Origin of the sequence: Streptacidiphilus alkalitolerans, assembly GCF_042511045.1 — a bacterium.
GTDB classification, from domain to species: Bacteria; Actinomycetota; Actinomycetes; order Streptomycetales; family Streptomycetaceae; genus Streptacidiphilus; species Streptacidiphilus alkalitolerans.
In genome coordinates, this window is sequence record NZ_JBHEZX010000027.1 from 62,923 (window position 1) to 87,356 (window position 24,434).

At 71.8% G+C, this 24,434-nt stretch carries 22 protein-coding genes and 1 pseudogene; 12 read left to right on the forward strand and 11 right to left on the reverse strand.

Annotated features, from left to right (window positions below; genetic code table 11):
- Positions 1–24 precede the first annotated feature (24 nt).
- Positions 25–669, reverse strand: a complete 645-nt coding sequence (locus tag ACEZDG_RS36305; protein WP_380518804.1) for a TetR/AcrR family transcriptional regulator — start codon at positions 667–669, stop codon at positions 25–27.
- A gap of 176 nt (positions 670–845) precedes the next feature.
- Between ACEZDG_RS36305 and ACEZDG_RS36310 the strand changes: the two genes are divergently transcribed.
- From ACEZDG_RS36310 to ACEZDG_RS36320, 3 genes are all read left to right on the forward strand, one after another.
- Positions 846–3,116 carry an MMPL family transporter gene (locus ACEZDG_RS36310; protein WP_380518808.1) on the forward strand — a complete coding sequence of 757 codons (2,271 nt, stop codon included), beginning with the start codon at positions 846–848 and terminating at the stop codon, positions 3,114–3,116.
- A gap of 410 nt (positions 3,117–3,526) precedes the next feature.
- On the forward strand, positions 3,527–3,838 hold the full coding sequence (locus ACEZDG_RS36315) for an SCO0607 family lipoprotein (RefSeq protein ID WP_380518813.1): 312 nt from the start codon (positions 3,527–3,529) through the stop codon (positions 3,836–3,838).
- Between the two features lie 108 nt (positions 3,839–3,946).
- Entirely contained in the window at positions 3,947–4,372 is a 426-nt protein-coding gene (locus ACEZDG_RS36320) for a hypothetical protein (RefSeq protein WP_380518818.1), read from the forward strand.
- Here ACEZDG_RS36320 and ACEZDG_RS37900 read toward each other — a convergent pair.
- Positions 4,294–4,524 carry a glycerate kinase gene (locus ACEZDG_RS37900; protein WP_415860290.1) on the reverse strand — a complete coding sequence of 77 codons (231 nt, stop codon included), beginning with the start codon at positions 4,522–4,524 and terminating at the stop codon, positions 4,294–4,296. The genes ACEZDG_RS36320 and ACEZDG_RS37900 overlap by 79 nt on opposite strands.
- A 305-nt stretch (positions 4,525–4,829) precedes the next feature.
- Between ACEZDG_RS37900 and ACEZDG_RS36330 the strand changes: the two genes are divergently transcribed.
- A complete protein-coding gene (locus ACEZDG_RS36330; RefSeq protein WP_380518823.1) occupies positions 4,830–5,936 on the forward strand; it encodes a hypothetical protein in 1,107 nt (368 codons plus the stop codon).
- A gap of 238 nt (positions 5,937–6,174) precedes the next feature.
- Positions 6,175–7,398, forward strand: a complete 1,224-nt coding sequence (locus ACEZDG_RS36335) for a glycoside hydrolase family 75 protein (protein ID WP_380518827.1) — start codon at positions 6,175–6,177, stop codon at positions 7,396–7,398.
- 66 nt (positions 7,399–7,464) lie between these two features.
- Here ACEZDG_RS36335 and ACEZDG_RS36340 read toward each other — a convergent pair whose 3' ends face one another.
- The gene (locus ACEZDG_RS36340) at positions 7,465–8,451 is read right to left on the reverse strand and encodes a helix-turn-helix transcriptional regulator (protein WP_380518830.1); all 987 of its coding nucleotides are present in this window, start codon (positions 8,449–8,451) and stop codon (positions 7,465–7,467) included.
- A gap of 101 nt (positions 8,452–8,552) precedes the next feature.
- On the opposite strand from ACEZDG_RS36340, the gene ACEZDG_RS36345 reads away from it, so the two are divergent.
- Together ACEZDG_RS36345 and ACEZDG_RS36350 are read left to right on the forward strand one after the other, a co-directional pair.
- The gene (locus tag ACEZDG_RS36345) at positions 8,553–8,975 is read left to right on the forward strand and encodes a VOC family protein (RefSeq protein ID WP_380518834.1); all 423 of its coding nucleotides are present in this window, start codon (positions 8,553–8,555) and stop codon (positions 8,973–8,975) included.
- Between the two features lie 34 nt (positions 8,976–9,009).
- On the forward strand, positions 9,010–10,125 hold the full coding sequence (locus ACEZDG_RS36350; protein ID WP_380518874.1) for a winged helix DNA-binding domain-containing protein: 1,116 nt from the start codon (positions 9,010–9,012) through the stop codon (positions 10,123–10,125).
- Positions 10,126–10,132: 7 nt separating this feature from the next.
- Here ACEZDG_RS36350 and dgoD read toward each other — a convergent pair whose 3' ends face one another.
- The 7 genes and pseudogenes from dgoD to ACEZDG_RS36380 form a co-directional block, all read right to left on the reverse strand.
- Complete coding sequence (gene dgoD, locus ACEZDG_RS36355) at positions 10,133–11,293, reverse strand: galactonate dehydratase (RefSeq protein ID WP_380518837.1); 1,161 nt, start codon at positions 11,291–11,293, stop codon at positions 10,133–10,135.
- A 91-nt stretch (positions 11,294–11,384) separates the two neighbouring features.
- Positions 11,385–12,416, reverse strand: coding sequence for an ABC transporter permease (locus tag ACEZDG_RS36360; protein WP_380518839.1), 1,032 nt, complete (start codon positions 12,414–12,416; stop codon positions 11,385–11,387).
- The gene (locus ACEZDG_RS37905; protein WP_449341743.1) at positions 12,413–13,324 is read right to left on the reverse strand and encodes a sugar ABC transporter ATP-binding protein; all 912 of its coding nucleotides are present in this window, start codon (positions 13,322–13,324) and stop codon (positions 12,413–12,415) included. Before ACEZDG_RS37905 ends, ACEZDG_RS36360 begins: the two co-directional genes overlap by 4 nt.
- 102 nt (positions 13,325–13,426) lie before the next feature.
- Positions 13,427–13,858: pseudogene (locus ACEZDG_RS37910) on the reverse strand (ATP-binding cassette domain-containing protein); the annotation flags it as partial.
- 148 nt (positions 13,859–14,006) lie between these two features.
- The gene (locus ACEZDG_RS36370) at positions 14,007–15,008 is read right to left on the reverse strand and encodes a substrate-binding domain-containing protein (protein ID WP_380518844.1); all 1,002 of its coding nucleotides are present in this window, start codon (positions 15,006–15,008) and stop codon (positions 14,007–14,009) included.
- Between the two features lie 134 nt (positions 15,009–15,142).
- The gene (locus ACEZDG_RS36375; RefSeq protein ID WP_380518847.1) at positions 15,143–16,081 is read right to left on the reverse strand and encodes a hypothetical protein; all 939 of its coding nucleotides are present in this window, start codon (positions 16,079–16,081) and stop codon (positions 15,143–15,145) included.
- 16 nt (positions 16,082–16,097) lie between these two features.
- Positions 16,098–18,647 carry an NPCBM/NEW2 domain-containing protein gene (locus ACEZDG_RS36380; protein WP_380518850.1) on the reverse strand — a complete coding sequence of 850 codons (2,550 nt, stop codon included), beginning with the start codon at positions 18,645–18,647 and terminating at the stop codon, positions 16,098–16,100.
- Between the two features lie 176 nt (positions 18,648–18,823).
- Here ACEZDG_RS36380 and ACEZDG_RS36385 point away from each other — a divergent pair, with 176 nt between their 5' ends.
- Together ACEZDG_RS36385 and ACEZDG_RS36390 are read left to right on the forward strand one after the other, a co-directional pair.
- Positions 18,824–19,582: an SDR family NAD(P)-dependent oxidoreductase gene (locus tag ACEZDG_RS36385; protein WP_380518853.1), complete on the forward strand. Its 759-nt coding sequence runs from the start codon at positions 18,824–18,826 to the stop codon at positions 19,580–19,582.
- Between the two features lie 63 nt (positions 19,583–19,645).
- On the forward strand, positions 19,646–20,413 hold the full coding sequence (locus ACEZDG_RS36390; protein ID WP_380518856.1) for a FadR/GntR family transcriptional regulator: 768 nt from the start codon (positions 19,646–19,648) through the stop codon (positions 20,411–20,413).
- 16 nt (positions 20,414–20,429) lie between these two features.
- On the opposite strand, the gene ACEZDG_RS36395 is transcribed toward ACEZDG_RS36390, so the two are convergent.
- The gene (locus ACEZDG_RS36395) at positions 20,430–21,008 is read right to left on the reverse strand and encodes a hypothetical protein (RefSeq protein WP_380518859.1); all 579 of its coding nucleotides are present in this window, start codon (positions 21,006–21,008) and stop codon (positions 20,430–20,432) included.
- 129 nt (positions 21,009–21,137) lie between these two features.
- Here ACEZDG_RS36395 and ACEZDG_RS36400 point away from each other — a divergent pair, with 129 nt between their 5' ends.
- The 3 genes from ACEZDG_RS36400 to ACEZDG_RS36410 all read left to right on the forward strand — a co-directional run bounded on the left by ACEZDG_RS36400 (position 21,138) and on the right by ACEZDG_RS36410 (position 24,295).
- Positions 21,138–22,355 carry a sensor histidine kinase gene (locus tag ACEZDG_RS36400; RefSeq protein WP_380518862.1) on the forward strand — a complete coding sequence of 406 codons (1,218 nt, stop codon included), beginning with the start codon at positions 21,138–21,140 and terminating at the stop codon, positions 22,353–22,355.
- A complete protein-coding gene (locus ACEZDG_RS36405; protein ID WP_380518865.1) occupies positions 22,352–23,011 on the forward strand; it encodes a response regulator transcription factor in 660 nt (219 codons plus the stop codon). The genes ACEZDG_RS36400 and ACEZDG_RS36405 overlap by 4 nt, the downstream gene beginning before the upstream one ends.
- Positions 23,012–23,128: 117 nt before the next feature.
- Complete coding sequence (locus ACEZDG_RS36410) at positions 23,129–24,295, forward strand: substrate-binding domain-containing protein (protein ID WP_380518868.1); 1,167 nt, start codon at positions 23,129–23,131, stop codon at positions 24,293–24,295.
- Positions 24,296–24,434: the final 139 nt, after the last annotated feature.

The following is a 24,434-nucleotide window of genomic DNA, read 5'->3' on the forward strand; positions in this document are numbered from 1 at the left end:
TTGATGACAAGATTGATGGTTACATCAGGGATCCAGGGACGCGAACGCGTCGTGGAGGAGCTGCCTGATCTCCGCCTTGGACAGGGCCGGGCCCGGGGCGACGGCCGGCATGTGCGCCTTGCAGGCGTCCCCGCCCGGCAGGACCAGCATCATCCCGCGCACCACCGCCACCCCCGCCCGGGCCTGGACAGCGGCACGGAGCAGCACGGCACGGTCGTTCCGGTCGGCGCCGGCGGCTTCCAGCCGGTCCAGGAACGCCCCGGTGACGGCGTCCTCCAGGTCGCCGATCAGCGCGTGCGCCTCCTCGTGGCGCGGGCCGAGTCCCTTCTGCGGTCCGGCGACCAGGATGGTGGGAGGGGCTCCGGTCTCGTCGAGCCAGTCGAGCATCGCGCCGCGCAGCGCGGCGAGCGGCGACTCGCCGGGGGGGCGTTCGCGCACACCCTGCATCAGGCCCGGGACGAGATCCCTGACCTGCTGGAACACCAGGTCTTCCTTGGAGGGGAAGTACCGGAAGAAGGTGCGCTCCCCGACTCCGGCCGCGGTGGCGATGTCGCGCACGGTGGTGGCGGCGAACCCCTGCTCGGCGAACAGGCGGGCAGCCGCGTCCTCCAGGGCGCGGCGCGTGCGCTGCTTGTTCTGTTCCCGTCGTCCGGGTGCGAGGTCCTCCACCGCAGAAGTATGTCAAAGATCACGCACCGCAGCGGGAGGCGGTTCCCGGAGAAACTGGCAGCGCTGCCACTTGCTGATAAAGTGGCAGCGCTGCCAGTTTATTGGGTTTGTGCGCCGATACGGCTGCCCGTTCGCCTCCCCCTCCCCTGTCCATGAATGCCATGAGGAGCCCTCCGATGGCCTCACTGCTGTACCGGATCGCCCGCGCCATGTTCCGCAGGCGCCGTGCCGTCGTCGCGGTCTGGGTCGTTGCGGCGGCTGCCGCAATCGCCTGCATGGCCGCCTTCGGCGGCGCCGGAAAGATCGACCAGACCTTCACCGTCCCCGGCTCGCAGTCCCAGCAGGCGCTGGACCGTATGAAGCAGGAGTTCCCGGCCGCCTCGGGCACCACCGCGCAGATCGTGTTCACGGTGCCCCGGGGCCAACAGGTCACCGACCCCGCCGCGGCGAAGGCCATCGCCTCGACCCTGGCCGCCGCCGCCCGGGCCCCGCAGGTGGCGGGGGTCGTGCCCCCGCAGAAGTCGGGAGCGATCTCCCCGCAGCGCACCGCGGCCATCGGCCAGGTCGACTACCAGGTCTCAGGATCGAACCTCAAGAGCACCACGCTGGACGCGCTCAGGACCGCGGTCGACAACGCGCCCCACGAAGGGGTGACCGTCCAGGTCGGCGGACCGGCGTTCAACAACAGCCCCGTCAACCCCGGTGCCGAGGACCTGATCGGGGTGCTCGTGGCCGTCCTGGTCCTGACGGTGACCTTCGGCTCCCTGCTGAGCGCCGGCATGCCGCTGCTGACCGCCCTGTTCGGCGTGGTCACCGCAGTGGCCGCGACCCTGTCCCTCACCAGCGCGGTGAGCATCTCCAGCACCGCGCTGACCCTGGCCCTGATGATCGGTCTTGCGGTCGGCATCGACTACGCGCTGTTCATCGTCACCCGGCACCGCTCCCAACTGGCCCAGGGCACCGACCCCGAGGAGTCAGCGGGCCTGGCGCTGGGGACCGCGGGCAGCGCCGTGCTGTTCGCCGGGCTGACGGTGATGATCGCGATGGCCGGTCTGCTCGTGGTGGGCATCCCCTTCCTGTCCGTGATGGGCCTGTGCGCGGCGGGCGCGGTCCTGATCGCGGTGGCCGTGGCGCTGACCCTGCTGCCTGCCGTCCTCGGCTTCGCCGGCAGCCGGCTGACCCCCAAACCCGGCTCCCGCGCCGCCCGCCGTGAGGCCGACCTGGCCGCCGTCGCGGCAGGGTCCGGCCCCTCCCCCGCCGGAGGCCGCCGGATCAAGGGCGCGGAGCGGTGGGCGCAGCTGGCCACCCGCCGCCCCCTGATCACCGTCGTCCTGGTCGTCGCCGCCATGGGACTGCTCGCCTGGCCGGCCCACAGCATGAACCTGGCCCTGCCCGACAACAGCACCGCCCCCGGCAGCAGCTCCCAGCGCATCGCCTACGACCAGGTCAGCGACAACTTCGGCCCCGGGTTCAACGGCCCGCTGCTGATCCTCGCCGACACCTCGCACTCCCCCGACCCCGCGGCCTCCCTCGAACACATCGCCGCCTCGCTGCGCGCCCTGCCCGACGTCGCCGCCGTCACCGCGCCCCAGACCAGCGCGAAGTCCGAGGCAGCACTGATCGAACTCGTCCCCAGGAGCGCCCCCAGCGCGCAGGCCACCAAGGACCTCGTCAACGCCATCCGCGACGACGCGGCGCAGCTGCGCGGCAGCACCGGGACGAGCATCGCGGTCACCGGCACCACGGCGGTCGGGATCGACGTGTCGAGCAAACTCAGCGCCGCGATGGTCCCCTTCGGGATCGTCGTCGTCGGCCTGTCCCTGATCCTGCTACTGCTGATCTTCAGGTCCCTGGTCGTGCCGGTCAAAGCCGCAGCCGGCTTCCTGCTCTCCGTGGGGGCCTCGTTCGGGTTGGTGGTCGGCCTGTTCCAGGACGGGCACCTGGACCGGGTGATCGGGGTGGACACCACCGGCCCCGTCACCAGCTTCCTGCCGATCATCCTGATGGCCGTCCTGTTCGGCCTGGCCATGGACTACGAGGTCTTCCTCGTCTCCCGTATGCGCGAGGACTACGTGCGGCACCGCGACCCGCGGGGCGCGGTGCACGCCGGAGCCCGCAACGCGGGCCGCGTGGTCACCGCCGCGGCGCTGATCATGTTCGCGGTGTTCGCGTCCTTCGTCACCAGCGAGAGCATGATCCTCAAGCAGATCGCCTTCGCCCTGGCCGTCGGCGTACTCCTGGACGCCTTCGTCGTCCGGATGACCCTGGTGCCCGCCGTCCTCGCGCTGACCGGCCGCGCCGCCTGGTGGCTGCCCCGCTGGCTGGACCGCCTCCTGCCCGACCTCGACATCGAAGGCGAGAGCCTGCACCGGCAGCACCCCGACACCCAGCCCCGCAGTATCCCCCGACCCGCCACGGACACGAGTACGCAGGACGTCTCCAGGTAGCAGCCGGCCCCTTGGCCCCGGCCTCCACCGGGGCCAAGGGGGGCCTGACGGGCCGTCACGCTCCCGGCACGGGACCGAGCATGGTGATCTGATTGCCGGCCGGGCGAACTGGGCCGCCGTCCCCGCCAGGAGGACGAAGACCCCCAGGCCCAGGGCGACCCGCTGGAGGCTCTCCTCGATCGCCGCGGACCGCCACCGGTCCTGACCGGGCGCCCCCTCCGGCCCGCCACCGGGCCGCGCCATTCGCGGTGGGCCGCGCGGCGGCCGGACAACGCCGCACCCTCCTGGGCGGGTCACCAGCCGCCTACCTGTCGGCGTTCGGGGAGGGTGTGCTGAGTACGCATACTCATGAATGTGGGAGGCCCTGCGCCACAGACTCGGTCCTACCGACGAGAGAGGCTATGCACATCATGAAGGACAGCAACGGTGGTGGCCTGCGCCGCACCCTGGTTCTGCTGGTGGTGGGGACCGCGGTGGGCGGGCTCACCGCGGCCTGCTCCCTCGACACCCGGGACGCTGTCTGCCGGGGCAGCGAATATCCGGTCGCGTCCGTCGGGTCCCCGGGCGGCGGGGCGTGCGTCAGTAACGGCAAGCAGCCTCCCACCGGCTACGTCCGCTACCCCGAGGGCCAGGTCCCGCAGCACGTGGACGACAAGTGGGACACGTACTGGAGCACCCACGCCCTTGATGACCAGGGCAGACTCGTCGGCGACCCGCGGTAGCCCCCGGAGCGGAAAAACAGGGCGGTTCGTGTGCAACCGGGCGGGGCGGCCGGCTCGTGTAGGAGATCACGAGGCGCACGGGGCGCCTGCGAACGGGAGGGGATGTCCATGACGAGGACGCAGAAGACCGGCACGATGGTGCGGGGCGGCCGTGCGGTCGTGGTCGGTGGGATGGGTCTGGCCGCGCTGGTCCTGGCCGCGGCGCCGGCGTTCGCCAAGGGCAGCGTGGACATCTCGGCGCCGCACACCGCCCACGTCGGCCGGACCTTCACGGTCACGGCGCACGGGGACGACGACGCCGCGAGCTACCTGCGGGTGTGCCTGGAGGACCGCCGCGCCGGCGCGGCCTGGCACCGGGTGAGCTGCGGCGCCGTGGCCGCCAGCGGCACCGACGCGCGGTCCGCCGCACACATCAGGACCGCGCACGGCGGCGTCCTGCAATTCCGCGCGGTGGTCTACGGGCTGACCACCCCGCACGACCGCCACCCCGTACCCGAGCGGACCTCCGGCCCGGTGCGGGTCAACATCCACTGACCCCCGCGAGCTGGTTCGGGGTCAGGTCGAGGCGGGTCCAGCGAGCCCTCGCCGGTGACGACCAGGGTGGCGCCGGGCAGGATCCGGTCGATGCCGACCGCGTCGAGGACGACCTCGGTTCCCGGGAAGCGTCGAGCGCCCAGGCAGGCCATGGCCCCGAAGCCGGTGCCGCCGGCGGCACCGGCCCCCGGGCTGTGCCGCTGTGCGCTCCGCCTGCGGGACCGCGTCCAGGGCCAGCGCTCGGACCAGCCGGTTCAGGCTGGACTCCAGCACGGCGACGTCCGCCGGTGCAGGCGCCCAGGCCGAGCACGATCCGGCGCCCCCTGGTCCAGAACCGCCCGGACGGTGCTCGTTCGCCTGAGCAAAGCCGACTTGACCGGTGCCACGGCGTCGAGCTTCCCTCAAGATCCAGGAAACCTCTTGCCGCGTGGCCTGCCGCTCCAGCAAGATCACCGCTGTGACCTTCGTTTACCTCCTGATACTCGCGGCCCTCTTCGGCTGGCTCGGCCTGCTGCGCTACCGGCGCCGCTCCTTCCTGCTGCGCGCCGTCCCCAAGAACTTCGATCCGGTCCGTTACGGGCTGGCCCCCTCTGCCTCGCTGGACCCGCGCAAGGCGGGCCCCACGCTGCTGGAGGACGATGCCGACGAGCGCGACGCCGTCATCGAGGCCGCCTTCAAGGGCGACTGGAAGCCCGCCGCCGCTTATGCGGAGGGGGCCGGCCAGGACCATGACGAGCGCTGGTCCCGGATCCAGCTGCTCCAGCAGCTCGCGGACCGGACCCCGCAGTGGCTCGACGCCTGGCTCCTGGCGCAGCCGAACAACGGCGACGCCCTCAGCGCCCACGCCTCGCTGCTGGTGCATCAGGCCTGGGCCGCACGCGGCAGCGGCTATGCCAACCAGCTGTCGGCGCAGAACAAGGCGGCGTTCAAGCAGATGCTCCCCGACGCCTACAAGGCCGCGCAGCGGGCGAGCCTGGCAGCGCCGGAGCACCCGGGCCCCTGGGTAGTGATGATCACGGCGGCCCGCGGTCTGAACACCGAGCACGACGAGTTCCAGAAGCTCTGGACCCAGCTGGTCGCCCGCGCCCCGCACCACTACGACGGTCACTGGCAGGCGCTCCAGTACTGGTGCGCAAAATGGCACGGCAGCCGGGAGTTGATGCTCCGCTTCGCGACCGCGGTGGTGGACAGCGCTCCGCCCGGAAGCCCGCTGGCGGCCATCTACCTGCATGCCCTGGACGAGCTGGTCGAGCGGAGCAACCGGGTCAACGGCACCGAGCTCGCACACGTCACCAGCTGGTCCGCGGACGCTCGCGCGACCCTGCTGCGGGCCGCCCGGTCACTGGACCAGGTCGCCGAGGACGACGGCCGGGTGCAGCGCCTGCGGCACAAGCTCGCCTTCTACCTCTGCAACGCCCGGCACTACGACGCCGCGCTGGAGCAGTTCCGGCGACTGGGCCCCTGGTGCGGAGCCGAGCCATGGACCACACACGCCAACATCATCACCACGTTCGAACGGGCACGGGCCACAGCCGCGCTTCGCGCAACGGCGAAGCCCGCCTGACGGGTCGGCAGTCGGCCGTAGGCAGTCGGCAGTCAGCGGTCAGCACTGGGGTGGGGGCGCGGCGGTGGGGCGCAAGCGCCGCCCCCCGCGCCCCCTTACCTCAGGTGACGCTCCGCCAGAGAAACCGCTCGCCGAAATTTCGTAAATCTTGTTAACGAGATGATTGCGCGTCAGGGGTCCCAGGTGCTTCGATTAGTTAAACATTTTTACTAACCGATTGACGGAGGCCCCCACCGCCATGTCATCGACCCGTACCCGCCTCGCCATAGGCATCGCCGCGGCCCTCGCGCTGGCCACTCCGCTGGCCATCGCGAACGCCGACGCCGCCACGACGCTCCCCACCGTCCTCGCGGCGCACCCGGCCGCGGCACCGGCCGCCACCACGTACACCGCCGCCCAGGTCCTGGCCGCCATCCAGCAGCACTCCACCTCCGCCACCCAGGTCAACACCAAGCCCCACATCAACACCATGACCCGGGCCCAGAACGTCAACGTGTACCAGCCCGCCTCCGGCGTCTTCGTCTACACCTCCAGCATGGCCATCGACGACGACGGCAGCGACCCGGACCCGGACCCCGACCACCAGGGCGAGACCACCTTCCAGGACAGCAGCGGCAAACAACTCGCCGCACACCACGTACCGTTCTACGTCCTGGGCGACGACTGCTGGGACAACAAGACCCCCTGCCCTCACTTCTTCTACAAGGAACACGGCATCTCCGGCCGCCAGTTCGCCCTGGTCTTCTACAACGGCAAGGCCATCGGCGCGATCTTCGGCGACACCCAGACCGGCAACTCCCAGACCACCTCCGACAACGACTCCCGCGAACTGGGCGAAGCCTCCGTCAAAACCGCCAGCCTGCTCGGCATCCCCAGCAGCGGCACCACCGGCGGCGTCGACAACGGCGTCACCGTCGCGATCTTCTCCGGCCCCTCCTGGGTCGTCAACGGCACCAACGCCAACCTCAGCGACAACGCCCAAGCACTGGTCCAGAACGCCCTCAACACCCTCGGCACCAGCCTGGCCGGCGGCACGCCGCCCAGCAGCCCCCCGCCGTCGAGCCCGCCGCCCTCCAGCCCCCCGCCCACCGGCGGCAACAAGTCCTACGAGGCCGAGGCGGCCACCCTGGCCGGTGGCACCACCATCACCAGCTGCGCCCACTGCTCGGGCGGCAAGAAGCTCAGCTACCTCGGCAACGGCGGCACCGCCACCTTCAACAACGTCACCGAGTCGGCGGCCGGCAGCTACACCATGGCCGTCTCCTTCATGAGCGTCGGCCAGGCCCGCACCGCGACGGTCACCGTCAACGGCGTCAACCAGACCGTCAGCTTCCCCGAGACCCCCGACTACAACACCGTGGTCACCAAGAACGTCACCGTCCAGCTCAAGGCCGGCAACAACACCATCGAGTTCTCCAACCCCTCCGCCGGCGCCCCCAACCTCGACCGCATCGTGGTCTGAGACAGCCGACCACCCGTCATGACCGGCGCCCTGCTCCGCGGGCGCCGGTCATGGCGTTCACCCCGGTCACGGCATTTGCCGCGGGCCGCGCGCGGCGTCGGCGTAGCGGGTGGCGAGGTCGGAGAAGGCGGTGGCCAGTTGGGGTGGGCCGATGACCTCGATGGCGGTGTCGAAGCGGCCGATCGCGGCGGCGAGTCCGGTCCAGGACCAGGAACCGAGGGTGAGCCGGCAGCGGTGCGGGCCGAGTTCCTCGACGGTTCCGTCCTGGGTGAAGGGCGCGACGTCGGCGGCCGGGAGGTTGAGGATGACTTCGCCCCGGCAGGGCCAGTCGCTGGTGCTGCCGTCGGTGCCGCGGAACCGGCCGACGACGAAGGTGGAGACATCGCCGCCGGGCAGTTCGCGGGGGACGAAGCGGGGCCCGGTGGGCGTGCGGAGCCGGATGCGGTCGACGCGGAAGGTGCGCCAGTCCTCACGGTGCAGGTCCCAGGCCACGAGGTACCAGCGATGCCGCCAGGCGACCAGGTGGTGCGGCTGTACCCGGCGGACCTCGTCGACCGGGGGCCCTGAGCCCGGGACGTAGTCGAAGCGCAGTTCCTCGTGGGCGTGGACGGCCCGGCTCAGGTCCATCAGGACCTGGGCGTCGACCGGAGCGGTGTCGCCGGCTGCGGGAGCTTCGACGGCGGTGATGCGCACCAGGTCCACGCGGTGACGCAGGCGCGGCGGCATGACCTGGCGCAGGGTCGCCAGCGCGCGGGAGGCGTCCTCGGCGACCGTGGTGCCGGCGGCCGCGGTCTGCAGTGCCACGACCAGCGCGATGGCCTGGTCGTCGTCGAACAGCAGCGGCGGCAGGCGCGTGCCGGCCTCCAGCCGGTAGCCGCCGGCCGGGCCTTTGACCGTGGTGATCGGGTAGTCGAGTTCGCGCAGGCGGTCGATGTCGCGGCGCACCGTGCGCGAGGTGATGCCCAGCCGCCCGGCGAGGTCGTCACCGGACCAGTCCCGGTGCGTCTGCAGCAGCGAGAGCAGGGCGAGCAACCGCGAGGACGTCTTATGCATGCCCTCCATTCTGCCTGCAGTAGAGGACACAACCTGTCCGCTACCCCTGCCACAGTGGTGCACAAGCCGTTCGAGCGGCACACCGAGGCAAGGAGCAGGCCATGTCCGTCACCACCACCACTCACCTGAACTTCCGGGGCGCCGCACGCGAGGCACTGGACTTCTACCGGTCCGTCTTCGGCGGACGCAGCGTCGCCGTCACCTACCAGGACGCCGGCGCCGTGCAGGACGAGAACGAGGCGGACTGGGTCATGTGGGGCGAGGTGGTCGGCGACAACGGCTTCCACGTCATGGCCTACGACGTGCCGGGCCAGTTGCCTCTGGCCAGGGGCAAGAACCCGTTCTTCGTCTCCGTGCGCGGCGAGGACACCGGGGAGATCACCGCGCTGTGGGGCAGACTGGCCCAGGGCTCGACCGTCGTGCGCCCGCTGGAGGCCGCACAGTGGGCACCGCTGTACGGCATGCTCACCGACCGCTTCGGCATCACCTGGGTCCTGGACGTCACCGTTCCGTACAACGGCTGACACCCGCCGACCGACCTCCGACGACACCATGACCGTGACCGTCCTTGACGCCCGCGCACTCAACCGGGCCACCCTCGCCCGCCAGCACCTGCTCAAGCGCAGCAACGAACCCGTGGCGCAGGCCGTGGCCCAGTTGTGCGGGCTGCAGGCGCAGGAACCGCAGGAACCCTTCACCGGACTGTGGTCCCGCCTGTCCGACTTCAAGCCCGCGCAACTGGACGACGCGCTCATCGGGCGCGCCGTGGTGCGCACCCACCTGATGCGGCGCACCGTCCACCTCGTCGCCGCCGACGACGCCGTCGCCTGGCGGGCGCGCCACGACGCGATGCTGCGCCAGCGGGTCCTGGGCACCTACCGTCAGGAACTGGCCGGCATCGACCTGGACGAGCTCGCCGCCGCCGGCCGCTCGGTGATGGCCGACGAGCAGCCCCGCACCATGACCGAGCTGGTACAGGCCGTGGAGGACCGCTGGCCCGGGCCACCGCGCCGGGTCCTCGGCGAGCTGCTCGTCGCGGCGCTGATCCCGATGGCCCAGCTCCCGCCCCGCGGCCTGTGGCAACAGACCGCCGGCGTCCGCAATCTGCCGCTGAGCACCTGGCTGGGGCGGGACATCGACCCCCTGCCCGCCGCCGGAAGCCATCCCGACGACGGCGATCCCGTCGGACGGCAACTGCTGCGCCGCTACCTCGCCGCGTTCGGGCCCGCCGCCGGCGCGGACCTACGCGCCTGGTGCGGACTCGCCGGCCTTCCCGCCGCCGTCAAAGCCGCCCGGGAGGAACTCGTCGTCTTCCGCGACGAACGCGGGCGCCAACTGTTCGACCTTCCCGACGCCCCTCGCCCCCACCCCGAAACCCCGGCCCCCGTCCGGTTCCTGCCGGCCTTCGACAACGCCATCCTCGGCTACCACGACCGCAGCCGCATCATCGACGCCCCGCACCTCGGCCTGTCCGTCGCAGGCCACCGCACCGTCCTGGTCGACGGACGCGTTTCCGCCACCTGGACCGTGCGGGACCAGCAGCTGCGCATCAGCCCCCTGCGCGCCCTCACCGCCCCGGAGCGGGAGGCCGTCCACACCGAGGCCCAGGAAGTGACCGCCTTCCTGGACAGCGGCATCGCAGACATCCGACTCGACCCCGCCACCCCGAACTGACCGGTGGTCACCACTCGGCCTGGGCGCCGTCCTCGTGGTGCCAGACCGGGGTGCGCCACTCGGTGTGGTGGTCGGCGGCCCAACGGGCGGCCGACTCCACGGCCTTGGTGTCGATGGTGATGCCGAGGCCGGGGCCCAGCGGCCGGTCGACCCAGCCGTCGCGGTACTGGAACACGGTGGGGTCCACCAGGTAGTCGAGCAGGTCGGATCCCGCGCCGTTGTAGTGGATGCCCAGGCTCTGCTCCTGGATGAGCAGGTTGGGGATGGCGAAGTCGACCTGGAGGCTGGAGGCCAGGGCGATCGGGCCGAGCGGGCAGTGCGGCGCCATGAAGACGTCGTACGTCTCGGCCTGGGCGGCGATCCGGCGTATCTCGGAGATCCCGCCGGCATGGCAGATGTCGGGCTGGGCCACGGCGATGCCGGCCGCCATCGCCGGGAGGAAGTCCCAACGGGAGTACAGCCGTTCGCCGGTGGCGATCGGGATAGAGGTGCACTCCACCACCGAGGCCAGCCGGGAGGCGTTCTCGGGCAGGATCGGCTCCTCGACGAACATCGGCTGCAGGGGTTCCAGCAGCGGCAGCAGCCGTCGTGCCATGCCGGTGGAGACCCGGCCGTGGAAGTCGATCGCCACGTCGCGGGTCGGGCCCAGGGCCTCGCGGACCGCGGTGACCCGCTGGATCACCTCCTCGACGGCCTGGGGGGTGTCGATGGCCCGCATCTGCGCGGAGGCGTTCATCTTGACGGCGGTGAACCCCTCCTCGACCTTGCGCGCCGCCTCCTCGGCCACGTCCTGCACCCGGTCGCCGCCGATCCAGGAATAGACCCGGACCCGCTCGCGCAGGGGGCCGCCCAGCAGTTGGTGCACCGGGACGCCGTGGACCTTGCCGGCGATGTCCCACAGGGCCTGGTCGATGCCGCCGATGGCGGAGGACAGGACCGGGCCGCCGCGGTAGAAGCCTCCTTTGGTCAGCAGTTGCCAGTGCGCCTCGATGCGCAGCGGGTCCGCGCCGATCAGCAGTTCGCCGAGTTCCTCGACGGCGGCGGCCACGGTCCGCACCCGGCCCTCCAGGCCCGGTTCGCCCCATCCGGTGACGCCCTCGTCGGTGTCGATCCGCAGGAAGAGCCAGCGGGGCGCCACCGCGTAGGTCGTCAGTCTGGTGATCTTCATGCGCGGGTGCCCTGTTCGGTCGAGTGGTGGGGGGAGGCGCCGGGCGGGGGGCTGGTCGTCATGCTGTGCCTCCTGGTCGGATCGGGGGTGTTCAGCGCGGTAGTCCGTAGGCGCGCAACCCCTTGCGGCGTTGCTGGATGACCACGGCCACGACCAGCAGCGCGCCCTGGGCGATGTCCTGCCAGAAGGAGTTGACGTCCAGGATGGTCAGGCCGTTCTGCAGGACGCCGAGCAGCAGGACGGCGATGGCCGTGCCCGCGATTCCGCCCTTGCCGCCCTGCAGGGCCACCCCGCCGAGGGCCGCCGCCGTGATGGACTGCAGTTCCAGGCCCTGGCTGCCGGAGGTGGGCTGGCCGGAGCCGGTACGGGCGGTCAGCAGGATGCCGGCGATGGCGGCGACGAAGCCGGCCAGGACGTAGCAGCCGACGACGTAGCGGTTGAGGTTGATGCCCGCCAGCCGGGCGGCGGTGGGGTTGCCGCCGGCCGCGTAGATGTTGCGGCCGATGTCGGTGTAGCGCAGCAGCAGGTGGACCAGCACGGCGACGATGATCAGCACCCAGACCAGGACCGGGATGCCGAGGGCGCTGCCGCGGGCCAGGAAGATGAAGGTGGAGTCGGTTCCGGTGTAGCCCTGGGCCCGGCCGTTGGAGATCAGGTTGGCCAGGCCGCGCAGTCCCGCGTAGGTGGCCAGGGTGGCGATCACCGCGTTCACCCGGCCGTAGACAATCACCACGCCGTTGAGCAGGCCGACGGCGAGGCCGACCACCAGGGCGACGAAGATCCCAAGGGCGGCGCTGTTGGCGCTGGTGAAGACCATCGCGGAGACCACGGAGGTCAGTCCGGCCGCCGAGCCGACCGAGATGTCCAGGCCGCCGAGCAGCATCACCACGGTCTGCACGACCGCCAGGATGCCGACGATGGCGACGGTCGTGCCGATGGTCCTGATGTTGGAGACCAGGAAGAAGTTGGAGTTCTGCAGGCCGATCGCGGCACACAGCGCGATCAGCGCGATGATCAGGCTCAGGTTCTGTACGCCGACGACGTCCAGGGCCCTGCGCAGCGGTCGCTGTCGCGGGCCGGGGGCGGGGCGGCTGGGTCGGGCGGGGCTGTCGGTCGCGGTCATGGCTGTGCTGCTCCAGTCGGGCTCGGGTCTTCGGCCATGGCCAGCGCCAGGACCCGTTCTTCGGTTGCCTGGGCCTGGGTCACCTCACCGGTGACCCGTCCGCCCCGCATCACCACGATCCGGTCGGACAGGCCCAGGAGTTCGGGCAGCTCCGAGGAGATGACCAGCAGGGCCATCCCTTGCGCGGCAAGGTCGTTGATGATGGCGTAGATCTCCGCCTTGGCGCCGACGTCGACGCCGCGGGTGGGCTCGTCCAGGATCAGCACCTTGGGGCGGCGGGCCAGCCAACGGGCCAGGACCACCTTCTGCTGGTTGCCGCCCGACAGGGTGGAGACCTCCTGCTCGATCGAGTGGGTGCGGATCGAGAGCTGCTCCACGTGCCGGAGCGCGATCTCGCGCTCGGCCGCACGCCGCACCACGTGCCAGCGGGTGAGCCGTCCAAGGACAGCGAGCGAGATGTTGTCGCGGATGGTCCGCCGCAGCAGCAGGGCCTGGGCCTTGCGCTCCTCGGGCGCCAGACCGATCCCGGCGCGCAGCGCGTCGCCGGGGCCCCGCAGCCGCAGCGGCTTCCCCTCCATCTCGATACCCCCGCCGTGGACGGGGACGGCGCCGACGAGGGCCTGCGCCAGTTCGGAGCGCCCGGCTCCGATCAGCCCGCCGAGCCCCACCACCTCACCGGCCCGCAGGTCCAGGCTGACGCCGTGCACGTCCTCGGTGACCAGGTCGCGCACCGAGAGGACGACCTCGCCGGGTTCGCGCGGCTGTCGGACGAACATGTCGGCCAGGTCGCGGCCGACCATCATCCGCACCAGTTCGGTGTGGTCGGTCTGCGCCACCGGACGGTCGCCGACGTAGCGGCCGTCGCGCAGCACCGCCACCCGGTCCGCGATGGCGAAGATCTCGGGCATCCGGTGCGAGACGTAGACGACGGCCACGCCGTCGTCCCGCAGTCGGCGGATGAGCCCGAACAGCGCCTCCACCTCGTGGTCGGCGAGCGAGGAGGTGGGCTCGTCGAAGGCGATCACCCGGACGTCGCCGACCAGGGCCCGCAGGATCTCCACCAGTTGCCGCTGCGCCGGCGAGAGCGCGGAACCGAGCATCCGCGGGTCCAGCACATCGGCGAATCCGTATCGCTCCAGGTCGCGGTCGACCTGGGCGAACAGGGCGCGCTGGTCCACCACCCGGGCCCGGCGCGGAAGCGCGCCGAGGTAGATGTTCTCCGCGACCGAGACGTGCGGGACGATCTCGGGCTCCTGCTGGATCACCCGCAGTCCCGCCCGCTGCGCCTCGTGCGGGGAGTGGAAGGCGACCGGCGCGCCGTCGAGGACCAGCCGGCCCCGGTCCGGCTGGTGGTCGCCGGACAGGACGCGCAGCAGCGTGGACTTGCCCGCGCCGTTCTCGCCCATCAGCGCCAGCACCTCGCCGGCCCGTACGTCGAGGGAGACCTCGCTGAGCGCGTGCACCGGCCCGAAGGACTTGCTGATCTGTTCGGCCCGGAGGCGGGACGCCGTGGGAGGCGTCCCGGCCCGGGTCGGCCCTGGTTTCGTCATGACGATCGAAGCTCCTGGATCGTGTGCTGCCGGGACCCGTTCAGCTGCACTGGACGCCCGCCTGGACGAAGCTGGTGGCGTCGACCAGGGCCGTCTTGGCGATGGTCTTCGGGGGCAGCGGCGTGCCGTTGCGGATCTTGGCGACCAGCGCGTCCACGGCGGCGGCGCCCACGGAGTGGCCGTCGATGAACAGCGCGGCCTTGTTGCCGCTGTCCTTCTTGGCGGTCCAGTCCTTGCAGGTCAGGTAGGCGCCCAGGCCGACTCCGATGATGTCGGCGGGGGCGAAGCCGCCGTTCTGCAGCGCGGTGACCGCACCGGTCTCGCTCTCGTCGTTGCAGCCCCAGACCACCCAGTGCTTGACGCCCTGGTTGGCGGTGATCACGGCGCCGGTCTTGTTCTGCGCGTCGACCACCGAGTTGTCGGTCCCGACCTTGATCACCGGCACGCTCGCTCCGGCGGCGGCGGCAAAGCCCGCCTCCTCGCCCTGCTCGCGCTGCTGACAGTCCGACAGGCCCTGCTGGTAGGCGGCGATGACGCGGGTGTCCGCGGCGGTCCAGCCCGCGGTCTTGAACAGGTCGCCGGCCTTGGTGCCGACCTCGGTGCCCATCTGGACCGAGTCGAAGCCCACGAACGGGGCCGGGTTGCCGGACCCGTCGCTGATCGGGTCGTCGGAGGACACCAGCGGGATGCCGCCGGCGGCCTGGATGATCTGCGGGCCGATCTTCTGGTCCGGCACGACGATCGCGATCCCGTCGACCTTCTGACCGACCTCGGTGCTCATGTCGCTGATCGCCTTGTTGGAGTCGGTGCCCAGGTCGACGGTGACGATCTTGACGTTGCCGAGCTTGGCGGCCTCGGCCTTGGCGCCGTTGGCCTCATCGATGAAGTACTGCTGGTCGCCCTGCTTCTGCAGGTACGCGATGGTGATCGATCCGCTCTTGGGGCCCGCCGCCGCGCTGCCCGCCGAACCGCCGGTGCTCTTTCCGGTGGAGCAGCCGGCCAGGGCCAGCACCGCCGCCATGCCTATCGCGCCGATGCTCACCAGGGTCCTTGTGCTGTGCAAAGGTCTCACGTCGCTTCCGCCTGTCGTGCGTTGGTTCGAGGGTGGGGGGGTTGTGCACCGAGTGTCTCGGGGGTTCTGCGGCTCGTCAAGATTAATGCATAAATAAATCTGTATTACGGATTGGCGACGCTGGTCAGCAGCTGGTCCAGCGCCCGCGCGCCGACGCCCGCCTCGATGACGGTGTGCCAGTTCCGGTGCTCGCCGGGGCTCAGCGGAACGAGTTCGGAGTAGGCCTCGGCGGGTGCGTCCCTCGCGCCGAACGCGGGTTCCACGGCCAGCTGCCGCAACTGCGGCCCGCCCCAGCCCCCGAGGTTCACCCACAGCCCCAGGTCGGGGAAGGAGCGATCGGTGAGGTGCCAGGCGAGCCACTCCTGCCCGTGCAGTACCGCGACCACGGCCGGCAGCGGTGGCTCGAACCACAGCTTCGCGGCCCGCCCGGTCGCTCCGAGCAGCCCGATGCCGGTGGTCGGCGCACCGTCCGGGCACAGCCAGTCCATCGGGCCGGACACGGCCGCACCGTCCCGGTAGGCGCTGTCCAGCCTCAGGCGCATCGGCGACGAGGCCAGGATCCTGGTGTGCTCGTCCCCGGCCAGCAGCATGTGCTGGGCCCAGGCCCAGGGCAGCGGCCGGTCGCCGAGGTTGTCCAGGCGGTAGTCCGCCCGCAGCATGCGGCCGTTGGTGCTGAGGTCGCGTCCGAAGCGGTAGCTGCGGTGCGGCGGTGCGACCGCAGCTGACAGGGTGTCCGGTCCCGCCCGCGCCTGCCAGGGCAGCCGCCAGACGTCGCCGTGGTCGGCCAGTACGCCGTCGGCCGACGCGCCGATGTTGGGCAGGCACTCGTCCCAGCCGGAGCAGTCCAGTTCGCCCCAGTCCTGGCCGGGCAGCGGGGCCCGCAGCGGGCGCACCGGCTGCGCGAGCCACTCCCGGCCACCGGGGGTCAGCCGCAGGCCGGTGACCTTGCCGCCCAGCTCCGGGACGAACCGCAGCCCGAGCGGGCCGGCGCGGGTGCCGAGCGTCCCGAAGGACGCCTGCGCCCGCGCCGACCGCTCACTCATTCCGTCCGCCCACGGTTCAGCCGGCCGGGACTGCCGCGACGGCGATCTCGGCCGCGGACGCGTAGCCGCCCGCAGCCGCGGTCGCGGTCAGCCGCACGTAGCGGGCCTGGACCGGAGCGATCTGCACCGACTTGAGCAGCGCGTCCTCGGGCCAGGTGCCCGCTGCCGCAGCCGGGGTGAACGTGGTCCCGTCCGTGCTCACCTCCACCGTGTAGCCGGTGACGGTTCCGGTGATATTGCCGTCCAGTCGGGGCTGGTAGCTGAGTCCGGTGACCGTCTGCACCGACTTCAGGTCGACCGTGAACGAGATCGGCAGCGGGTCGTGGACCGGGCTGAACTGCGAGTGCCACAGCGTGGTGACCTGCCCGTCGACCGCGTTGCTCGCCGGATAGCCGTCGTTGGCGCTGCTGGCGGTGGCGGACTCGTCGCCGGGGGCGACGTAGTGCGGCCAGGGCCCGGCGGGCACCGTCGCCACCGGGGCGCCGCAGCTGATCTGCAGCCCGCCCCAGTCGGCACGGTCGTTGTAGCCGCCGTCGCCGCCGTCACCGACGACCAGGCTGACCACCTTGGCCGCGCCCAGGTCGACGTTCAGCGCGTGGGTCGCGCCGCGGTCCACGGTCCCGCTGTCGTAGAGCTTGACGCCGTCGCCCAGGACCTGGAAGTCGACCGTGCCGCCGGAGGGGTCGAAGTTCGCCGAGTCGTCGATGCCGACGGTGCCGGTCAGGGTGGAGCAGTTGCCCCCGACGTAGTACTCCACGGTGGACGGCGAGGCCACCCCGACGCCCTGCGGGTAGGTGGTGCCGTGCATCACCAGCGGGCCGCCGCCGGCGTCGTCGAGGTCCACCCGGGGCACCAGGTAGCCGCTGCTGGCGTCCAGCCAGGGGTGGTGGCTGAGCGGTCCGGTGCCCGAGGGCGGCGCGGCGGGCACCTGCACCGGACTGGTCCCGCTCGCGGTGACCGACCTGAGGGCGGCGGGGTGACCGCCGTACCAGCGGTAGGCGACGGTGACCTTGAGCCCGTCCGGTCCCGGTTCGGTGCCGGGCGGCGGAGTGATCTGCCACTTCGCGTCGACCCGCTCGCCGGTGCGCAGCCGCTGCCGTGCGGTGCTGCTGAGCGCGGTCACCTGCCAGCCGGCCGGCGCGTCCAGGGTGAGCGCGGCGTCCTTCAGGTCGCTGCTGCCGTTGTCGGTGAAGGAGGCCGAGGCCTGGAACGAGGAGCCGGGCAGCACCAGCGGCTGGCTGCCCTGCGCGGACGCGGTGACGCTCAACGGCGTCAGCACCGTGGCGGGCGCGGTGCCCGCGACGTCGCCCTGCCGGGAGACCCGCAGCAGCACGGTGCTGTGCGGGGCCACCGTCGCCGAGATCACCCCGGCGGTCTCAGTAGTGCTGTGCTGCCACAGGTCGCGCAGCGCATAGCTGCCCGAGTGGCGCAGCCCGACCGCGGCGGCCGTGGTCGAGACGACCTGGGCGGAGCTGCCGCGGTTGAACAGCGCCACCGCCCGGTCGCCGTTGGCCAGCGGCTTGGTCCACACCTGGGTGCTGCCCGTGGTCGCGATCGCGGTGCCCTGCACCCCCAGCGGGTCCTGGTCCACGGCCAGGACCTCACGGTTCGTCAGCATCGAGACCGTGCTGTCGGACAGTGCGGTGACATCGCTGCCGATGATCAGCGGGGCGGCGACCATGGACCACATCGAGAACTGCGACTGCGCCTCGGCGGCGCTCATGCCCAGTTCCGGGGCCAGGTAGTCCGGGTCGTTCCAGTGGCCGGGACCCGCGGCCTCCGGGTGCTTGGCGTCGTCGTCCAGGTTGCGCAGCACGTCGGGGAACACGACGTTGCGCGAGAAGCCGACATCGGTGTCGGTGCGCCAGGAGTTCCCGGTGGTGGGGCCGAACGTGTAGGAGTCGTAGGCGGAGCGCCCGGGGGCCGCTCCGGTCTGCGGAACGAAGGGGTTGCATATGTTGAAGAGCATCGGGCGGTGGCTGCTGTTGTGCAGCAGCGCGTCCCGGAACTGGCCGTAGGCCGTGGCCGGGTCAAGGTGCTGCTGCTCACCGCCGCAGAAGTCGACCTTGACCGCGTCGTAGCCCCAGCCGGCGAACTGGTTCACGTCCTGCTGGTAGTGGCCGAAGCTGCCCTGGGCCGTGCCGCCGCAGCCGTTGGTGCCGGAGTCGGTGTAGATGCCGGCCTTCAGGCCCAGTGAGTGGATGTAGTCGGCGACGGCCTTCATGCCGTCGGGCCACTGGGTGGAGCTCACCGTGATGTCGCCGGCCGCGTCGCGCGTCCCGCTCCACCAACCCCCGTCGATCCAGACGTAGTTGTATCCGGCGGCTTTCAACCCCCGGTCCACCAGCGCCTTGGCCTCGTCCTTGATGGACTGCTCGTTGAAGTCCGAGCCGAGTCCGTAGTAGGTGTTCCAGCCCTGGTACGGGGTCCTGGCAAGGTCGTTGATCGGCGGTGCGGTGGTGTGCGGCTGCGGCCGGGCTGCCCATGCCGGTGCGACCACCCCCAGCAGTGCTGTCGAGGCAGCTAGTCCGAGGACCCCTGCTCTCGCTCTCAGACGTGTCAGCATCCCGCGCTCCTGACTGTGGTGAAGGCATCACCGCCTTCAACGGTTTCCGCATTATTAACGACTTATAATCTGGGCGTCAACGGTTCCGGCAGAGCTGCCTCCGCATCCGTCGCCGGGGCTTGCAGGAGCTTTCCCCGACTGCAAGACTTGTCATAATTAATGCAAAGGGGTTCACTGTGCACTCACGCCGCTACCAGGGCCGTACCGTCCTGGTGACCGGGGCCTCCTCGGGCATCGGCGCCGCCGCAGCCGAACGGTTCGCCGCCGAGGGCGCGGCCGTGTGGCTCACCGATGTGGCCGACGAAGCGGGCCTGGCCGTCGCCGAGAGGATCACCGAAGCCGGGGGCACCGCCGAGTACCTGCACTGCGACTCCGCCGACGAGGACGACTGGCAGGCGGTGCGCGCCCACGTCGAGAAGCGCCACGGCCGCATGGACGTGGTGCACCACAACGCCTACTGGATCCGGGTCGGCCCGCTGCACGAACTGGGACTGGCGGACTGGAACCGGCAGTTGGCGGTGTCCCTGACCGGCGCCTACCACGCCGTGCGCACCTTCCTGCCGATGCTCAGGCAGGCAGGCGGCTCCGTCGTGCTCACCTCCTCGGTGCACGCCCTGATCGGCCTGCCGGGACACCCGGCCTATGCCGCGACCAAGGGCGCACTGTGCGCCCTCGGCCGGCAGTTGGCCGTGGAGTACGCGCCCGACATCCGGGTGAACGTGGTGCTGCCGGGCCCGATCCTGACCCCCGCGTGGGACCGGGTGGACCAGGCCGGCCGCGCCGAGAGCATCGCCGCCACTCCGGCCGGACGCTTCGGCCGGCCCGAGGAGGTCGCCGCGGCCATCGCCTTCCTGGGCTCCGACGACGCCTCCTTCGTCACCGGGGCCAACCTCGTGGTTGATGGGGGGTGGAGCATCGTGAAAGCCTCGGCCTGACCGGCCGCACGACCGCTCCCCAGCCGCGCACAGCGGCGGACCGAACCCGAGGACGAGGATGTAATGGCGAGCTACCAGGGCCGCGGCCTGCACGGCCAGATCGTCGAGGAGATCGGCATGCGCATCGTCGGCGGGGACTACCCACTGAACGCCACGCTGTTCTCCGAGCACCTCGAGCAGGAATTCGGCGTCAGCAAGACCGTGGTCCGCGAAGCCCTCAAGGTCATCGCCGCCAAGGGCCTGGTCGAGTCCCGCCAGAAGCGCGGCACGGTCGTCCTGCCGCGCGAGCACTGGAACCTGCTCGACGGCGACGTGCTCCGCTGGCAGGGCGGCGAGCCGCCGAACTTCGCCTTCCTGGAGATGCTCGCCGAGGTCCGCGAGATGGTCGAGCCTCCCGCCGCCCGGTTCGCCGCACTGCGCCGCACTCAGGAGGACCTGGACACCATGCAGGCCGCGCTCGGCGACATGCGCGCCGCGCGCCGGGACCCCGACGCCATGGTCGCCGCCGACCTCCGCTTCCACCGCGGGCTGCTGGACGCCGCCCACAACGAGGTCCTCAGCCGGATGGAGGTGATCCTCGCGGCCGGACTGCAGATCCGCGACCGGTTCGTCCACCACAGCGCGCACGGGGCCGACCCCATGCCCGCCCACCAGGCGCTCTACGACGCCATCCACGACGGCGACGCGGAGCAGGCGGAGGTGACGGTCAAGGCCCTGCTCGCCCAGGCGGCCTCGGACCTGGTCGAGGCACGTGAACGCGCCGATCGTTCCCGCAAGCCCGCCCGCCGTACCGCCCGCCCGCGCACCCGCACGATGCACAGGGTGGATTAGTACCGCCTGACGGCCGCTACTGCCGCGCCGGTGCGGTACGGGCGGTGCGGGCGGCACGGGACAGGCGCAGGGCGGAGACCAGGAAGAAGACGCCGCCGAGGGTGGCGTAGCCGGCGAGCACTCCCAGCGAGGGGTCGGGCTTGGCCGCGCTCGCCAGGAAGGAGGCGCCGGCCAGGACCGAGATGCCACCGCTGAGGATCATCGCCCACTGGCCGCCGAGGGACCGGCGCAGCAGGGCCACGACGAGTTGGACCAGGCCGGAGACGACGGCCCAGGCTCCCCAGACCCGCAGGACGTCGGCGGTGCCGGAAGCGCCGGCCACGGCCAGGCCGACCGCGGCGGCCGTGCTGACGGCCATATTGACGTAGAGGCCCCCGGTCGAGCGGGCGCCCCGGGAGGACCTGGCGTCGACGACCGCCGCGGCCACGTCGAACGCGGGGTAGAGGAACAGCAGGATCTTGACGCCGACGCTGAGGTCGGAGCCGAACGTCACCAGGAGCCCGGCCCAGACGACGGCGAAGAGGAAGCGGACCGAGTACAGCCGGCGCAGGGCCGGGGCTGCGGTGTCCTGCTCGGACGTGCTGGCGGGAGTCATGGCGGTTCTCCGAACGGTTGTCGGGTGCGGCGGGCGGTTGCCCTGCTGAGGAGTCTCGGCGGCCTCGCGCCGCGCCGCGTACTTCGAACGAAGTACATGACCTCGGCGCGGGTGGACGAGAATCACGTCATGGCCACGACTCACGACGACCGGCGCGGGACCACGACACCTCTGTGGATCCGCCGCCCCGAGGTGCTGAACCTCGTCGCCTACGCGCTGGCCGCGTTGGTGTTCACCGGCCAGCTCGTGGCCCTGGTCCTGCGCGGGTCGGACTGGCCGACGACCCTGTCCGTCCTGCTCGGCGGCGGCGGTGCCGCCCTCTCCTGGTGGAAGCCGTGGCCGGGGCTGGCCGTCACCGGCGCGGCCTCCTTCGCGGTCACCGCGGTCGGCCGGGACCCGCTGTCGGTGTGGATGCTGGCGGTGCTGGTCCTGTTCTCGGCCACCTACCGGGGGAAGCAGCCGCTGGCCGCGACAGCCCTGGTGGCGGCGTTCTTCCTGGGCGCGTTCATGACCCTGGGCGGCTTCCGCGGCGGCGCGGTCGTGGGCGCCGCCGCCCTGTTCTCCGCCATCGCCGGAGGTGCGACCGGGGTCGCCCTCCGCATCCACCGGGACCAGTGGTGGATGCTGGAGGAACGGGCCGAGAGCGCCATCGCCACCCGGGAGATCGAAGCCACCCGACGGGTGACCGAGGAACGGCTGCGCATCGCCCGGGACCTCCACGACGTCATCGGCCACCAGGTCGCGATGCTGAGCATGCACCTGGGCATCGCGGAGATCGGGCTTCCCGAAGGCGCAGGCTCCGACGCGTCCCGGCAGGCCCTCGACTCGGCCAGGTCGGCCGCCCGCACCGTCGTCCTGGAGACACAGCGGATCCTCGCGCTGCTGCGCCGCGGCGACGACGCCCCCGACGGCGAGGCCCTGCGGCCCATCCCGGCGCTGAACGGCCTGGAAGGACTGGTCGCCTCCTTCGAGAGCATCGGCCTCGACGTCCACCCCTCCATCGACATCCCCGCCGTGTTCGTGGAGCCCGGCGTCGGCATGACGGTCTACCGGGTCGTCCAGGAAGCACTGACCAATGCCTACCGGCACGGAGAGGGAGCCGCCACCGTGGACGTGCGCGAGCAGGACGGCAGCATCTGCGTCACCGTGGAGAACCGGGTCGGCCGCGCACCGGGCGGACCGGGCGGACCTGGCGGCGGGTCGGGCGGCCGGTCGGGCAGCGGACTGGGGCTCGTGGGCATGCGCGAACGGGTCGAATCCTCCAGCGGGCGACTGACGATCGACAGTGACGGCGGGCGCTTCCGGGTCCGCGCGGAGTTCAGCCTCCAGGGAGCCGTGGTCCGATGACACGCATTCTGATCGTCGACGACCAGGACGACATCAGGGCCGGCATCCGGGCCATGCTCCAGCTCGACCCCGGCCTCACCGTGGCAGCCGACCTCTCCGACGGGCTCCAGGTCCTCCCCTTCCTCCGCACCCACCCCGTCGACCTGGTCCTGATGGACATCCGGATGCCGGGCATCGACGGCGTCGAGGCCACCCGCAGGATCCGCAAGGAGCACCCGCCCGAAAAGCTGCGGGTGATCGTCCTGACCACCTTCGACCAGGACGACATCGTCCTCGCCGCCCTGCGCGCGGGCGCCAACGGCTTCCTCGGCAAGACCGTGAGCCCGGCCGAACTGGTCGCCGGAATCAAGGAGGTCGTGGCCGGTGGCGGCGCGCTGTCCGCCGTCGCGACGGCGGCGCTCATCGGCCACATGACCGACAGCCCTCCCCCGGCCGTCGACCGCGAACTGCTGCGGCGCTTCGACAATCTGACGCCCAGGGAGCGGGACGTGGTCGTGCTCGTCGCCGGCGGCCTCGGCAACGAGGAGATCGCCGCCCAGTTGCACGTCTCGCCGTTCACCGTGAAGACCCACGCGGTGCGGGCCATGACCAAGGTCGGCGCACGCGACCGGGCGCAACTCGTCTCCTTCACCTTCCAGGCCGGCCTCTACCCCTGAACCGGCCCGGGGTTCAGAACGCGTCGGCGCCGACGGTGGCAGCGCGCGGGGTCACGGCCGCCCGCCGACGGTAGGGTCGTCGCGCTGACAGGTGCCGGTACCGGCGGAGGGGGCGGGATGAATCCGTCGGGCGAGAACGCGGGAACCGCGGCGCGAGGACACAAGACCCGCCGGCTGGCCGACGAGCTGCGCCGGGGCATCGCCGAACTGCGCTGGCCGGGCGGCCGGTTGCCGACCGAGCAGGACCTGGCCCAGGACCAGCAGGTGAGCGTGAACACCGTCCGCCGGGCCGTGGACCTGCTGGTCCAGGAGGGCCTGGTGTACCGCCGGCAGGGCTCGGGGACCTATGTCGCGGACCGGCCGACCGGCCTCGCGGCCGGCTACGCGGTGGGGGTGGTCGTGCCGTCGCTGACGTACTACTACCCGCGGGTCATCGCCGGCGTCGAGCGGCAGCTGAACGCACACGGCGCCCGGATGCTGCTGCGCTGCACGGACTGGGACCCGGCGGTCGAGCGGGGGGCCGCCGAGGACCTGGTCCAGGCGGGCGTCCGGGGTCTGATCCTGGTACCCACCCTCGATCGAGGAGCGCTGCCGTCCTGGCTGGGCGAGTTGGACCGGGGCGGGGTGCCGTTGGTCCTGGCCGAACGCGGCATCGACGAGCCGGCGACACCGCGCGAGTTCGTCTGCTCCCACCACGCCGCCGGGGCCCGGGAGGCCGTGGAGCACCTGGTGGGGCTGGGCCACCGCCGGATCGCCTACCTGGAGCGGACCAGCCCGCACACCGCTCCGCAGGTCAGGGCCGGGCTGGCGCTGGCACTGCGTCAGATGGCGCCGGGGACGGAGCCGGCCCTGACCCGGTCACTGCCGCGCTGGACCGCCGAGGACGCGGAGGAGTTCGTGCGGGACGCGGTCGCCTGCGGGGTCACCGCGGTGCTCTGCTTCGCCGACCGCGAGGCGGCCCTGCTGGTGGGCGCCGCCCGACGCCGCGGCCTGGAGGTTCCCGGCGACCTGTCCGTCATCGGCTACGACGACGAGGTGGCCGACCTGTGCGAGGTGCCGCTCACGGCGGTGTCCCCGGCGAAGACGGAGGTCGGTCTGCGCGCGGTGGACATCCTCACCGGCCGCATCGCCGACCCGTCCTCACCACGCCGCCAGGAGATCCTGCTCCCCCGCCTGGTGCTGCGGGACTCGACCGGACAGCGCGCCGGGGAAGGCCTCCGGTGCGGTGGGGAACCTGCACTCCCCCACCGCACCGGAGGCCTTCCCCCTGCTCACGACGCCTAGGGGGGTGTCTGACGGATCTCCGCGGCGTCGCGGCGCCCGGCACGCACGCTCGCCGCGTTGCCGAACCGCCCTGGTAGCTCCGCTACAAGGACGCTCCGGCGCCTTGCGACCGCACGCACCGGACACCGCTCCTTCACCC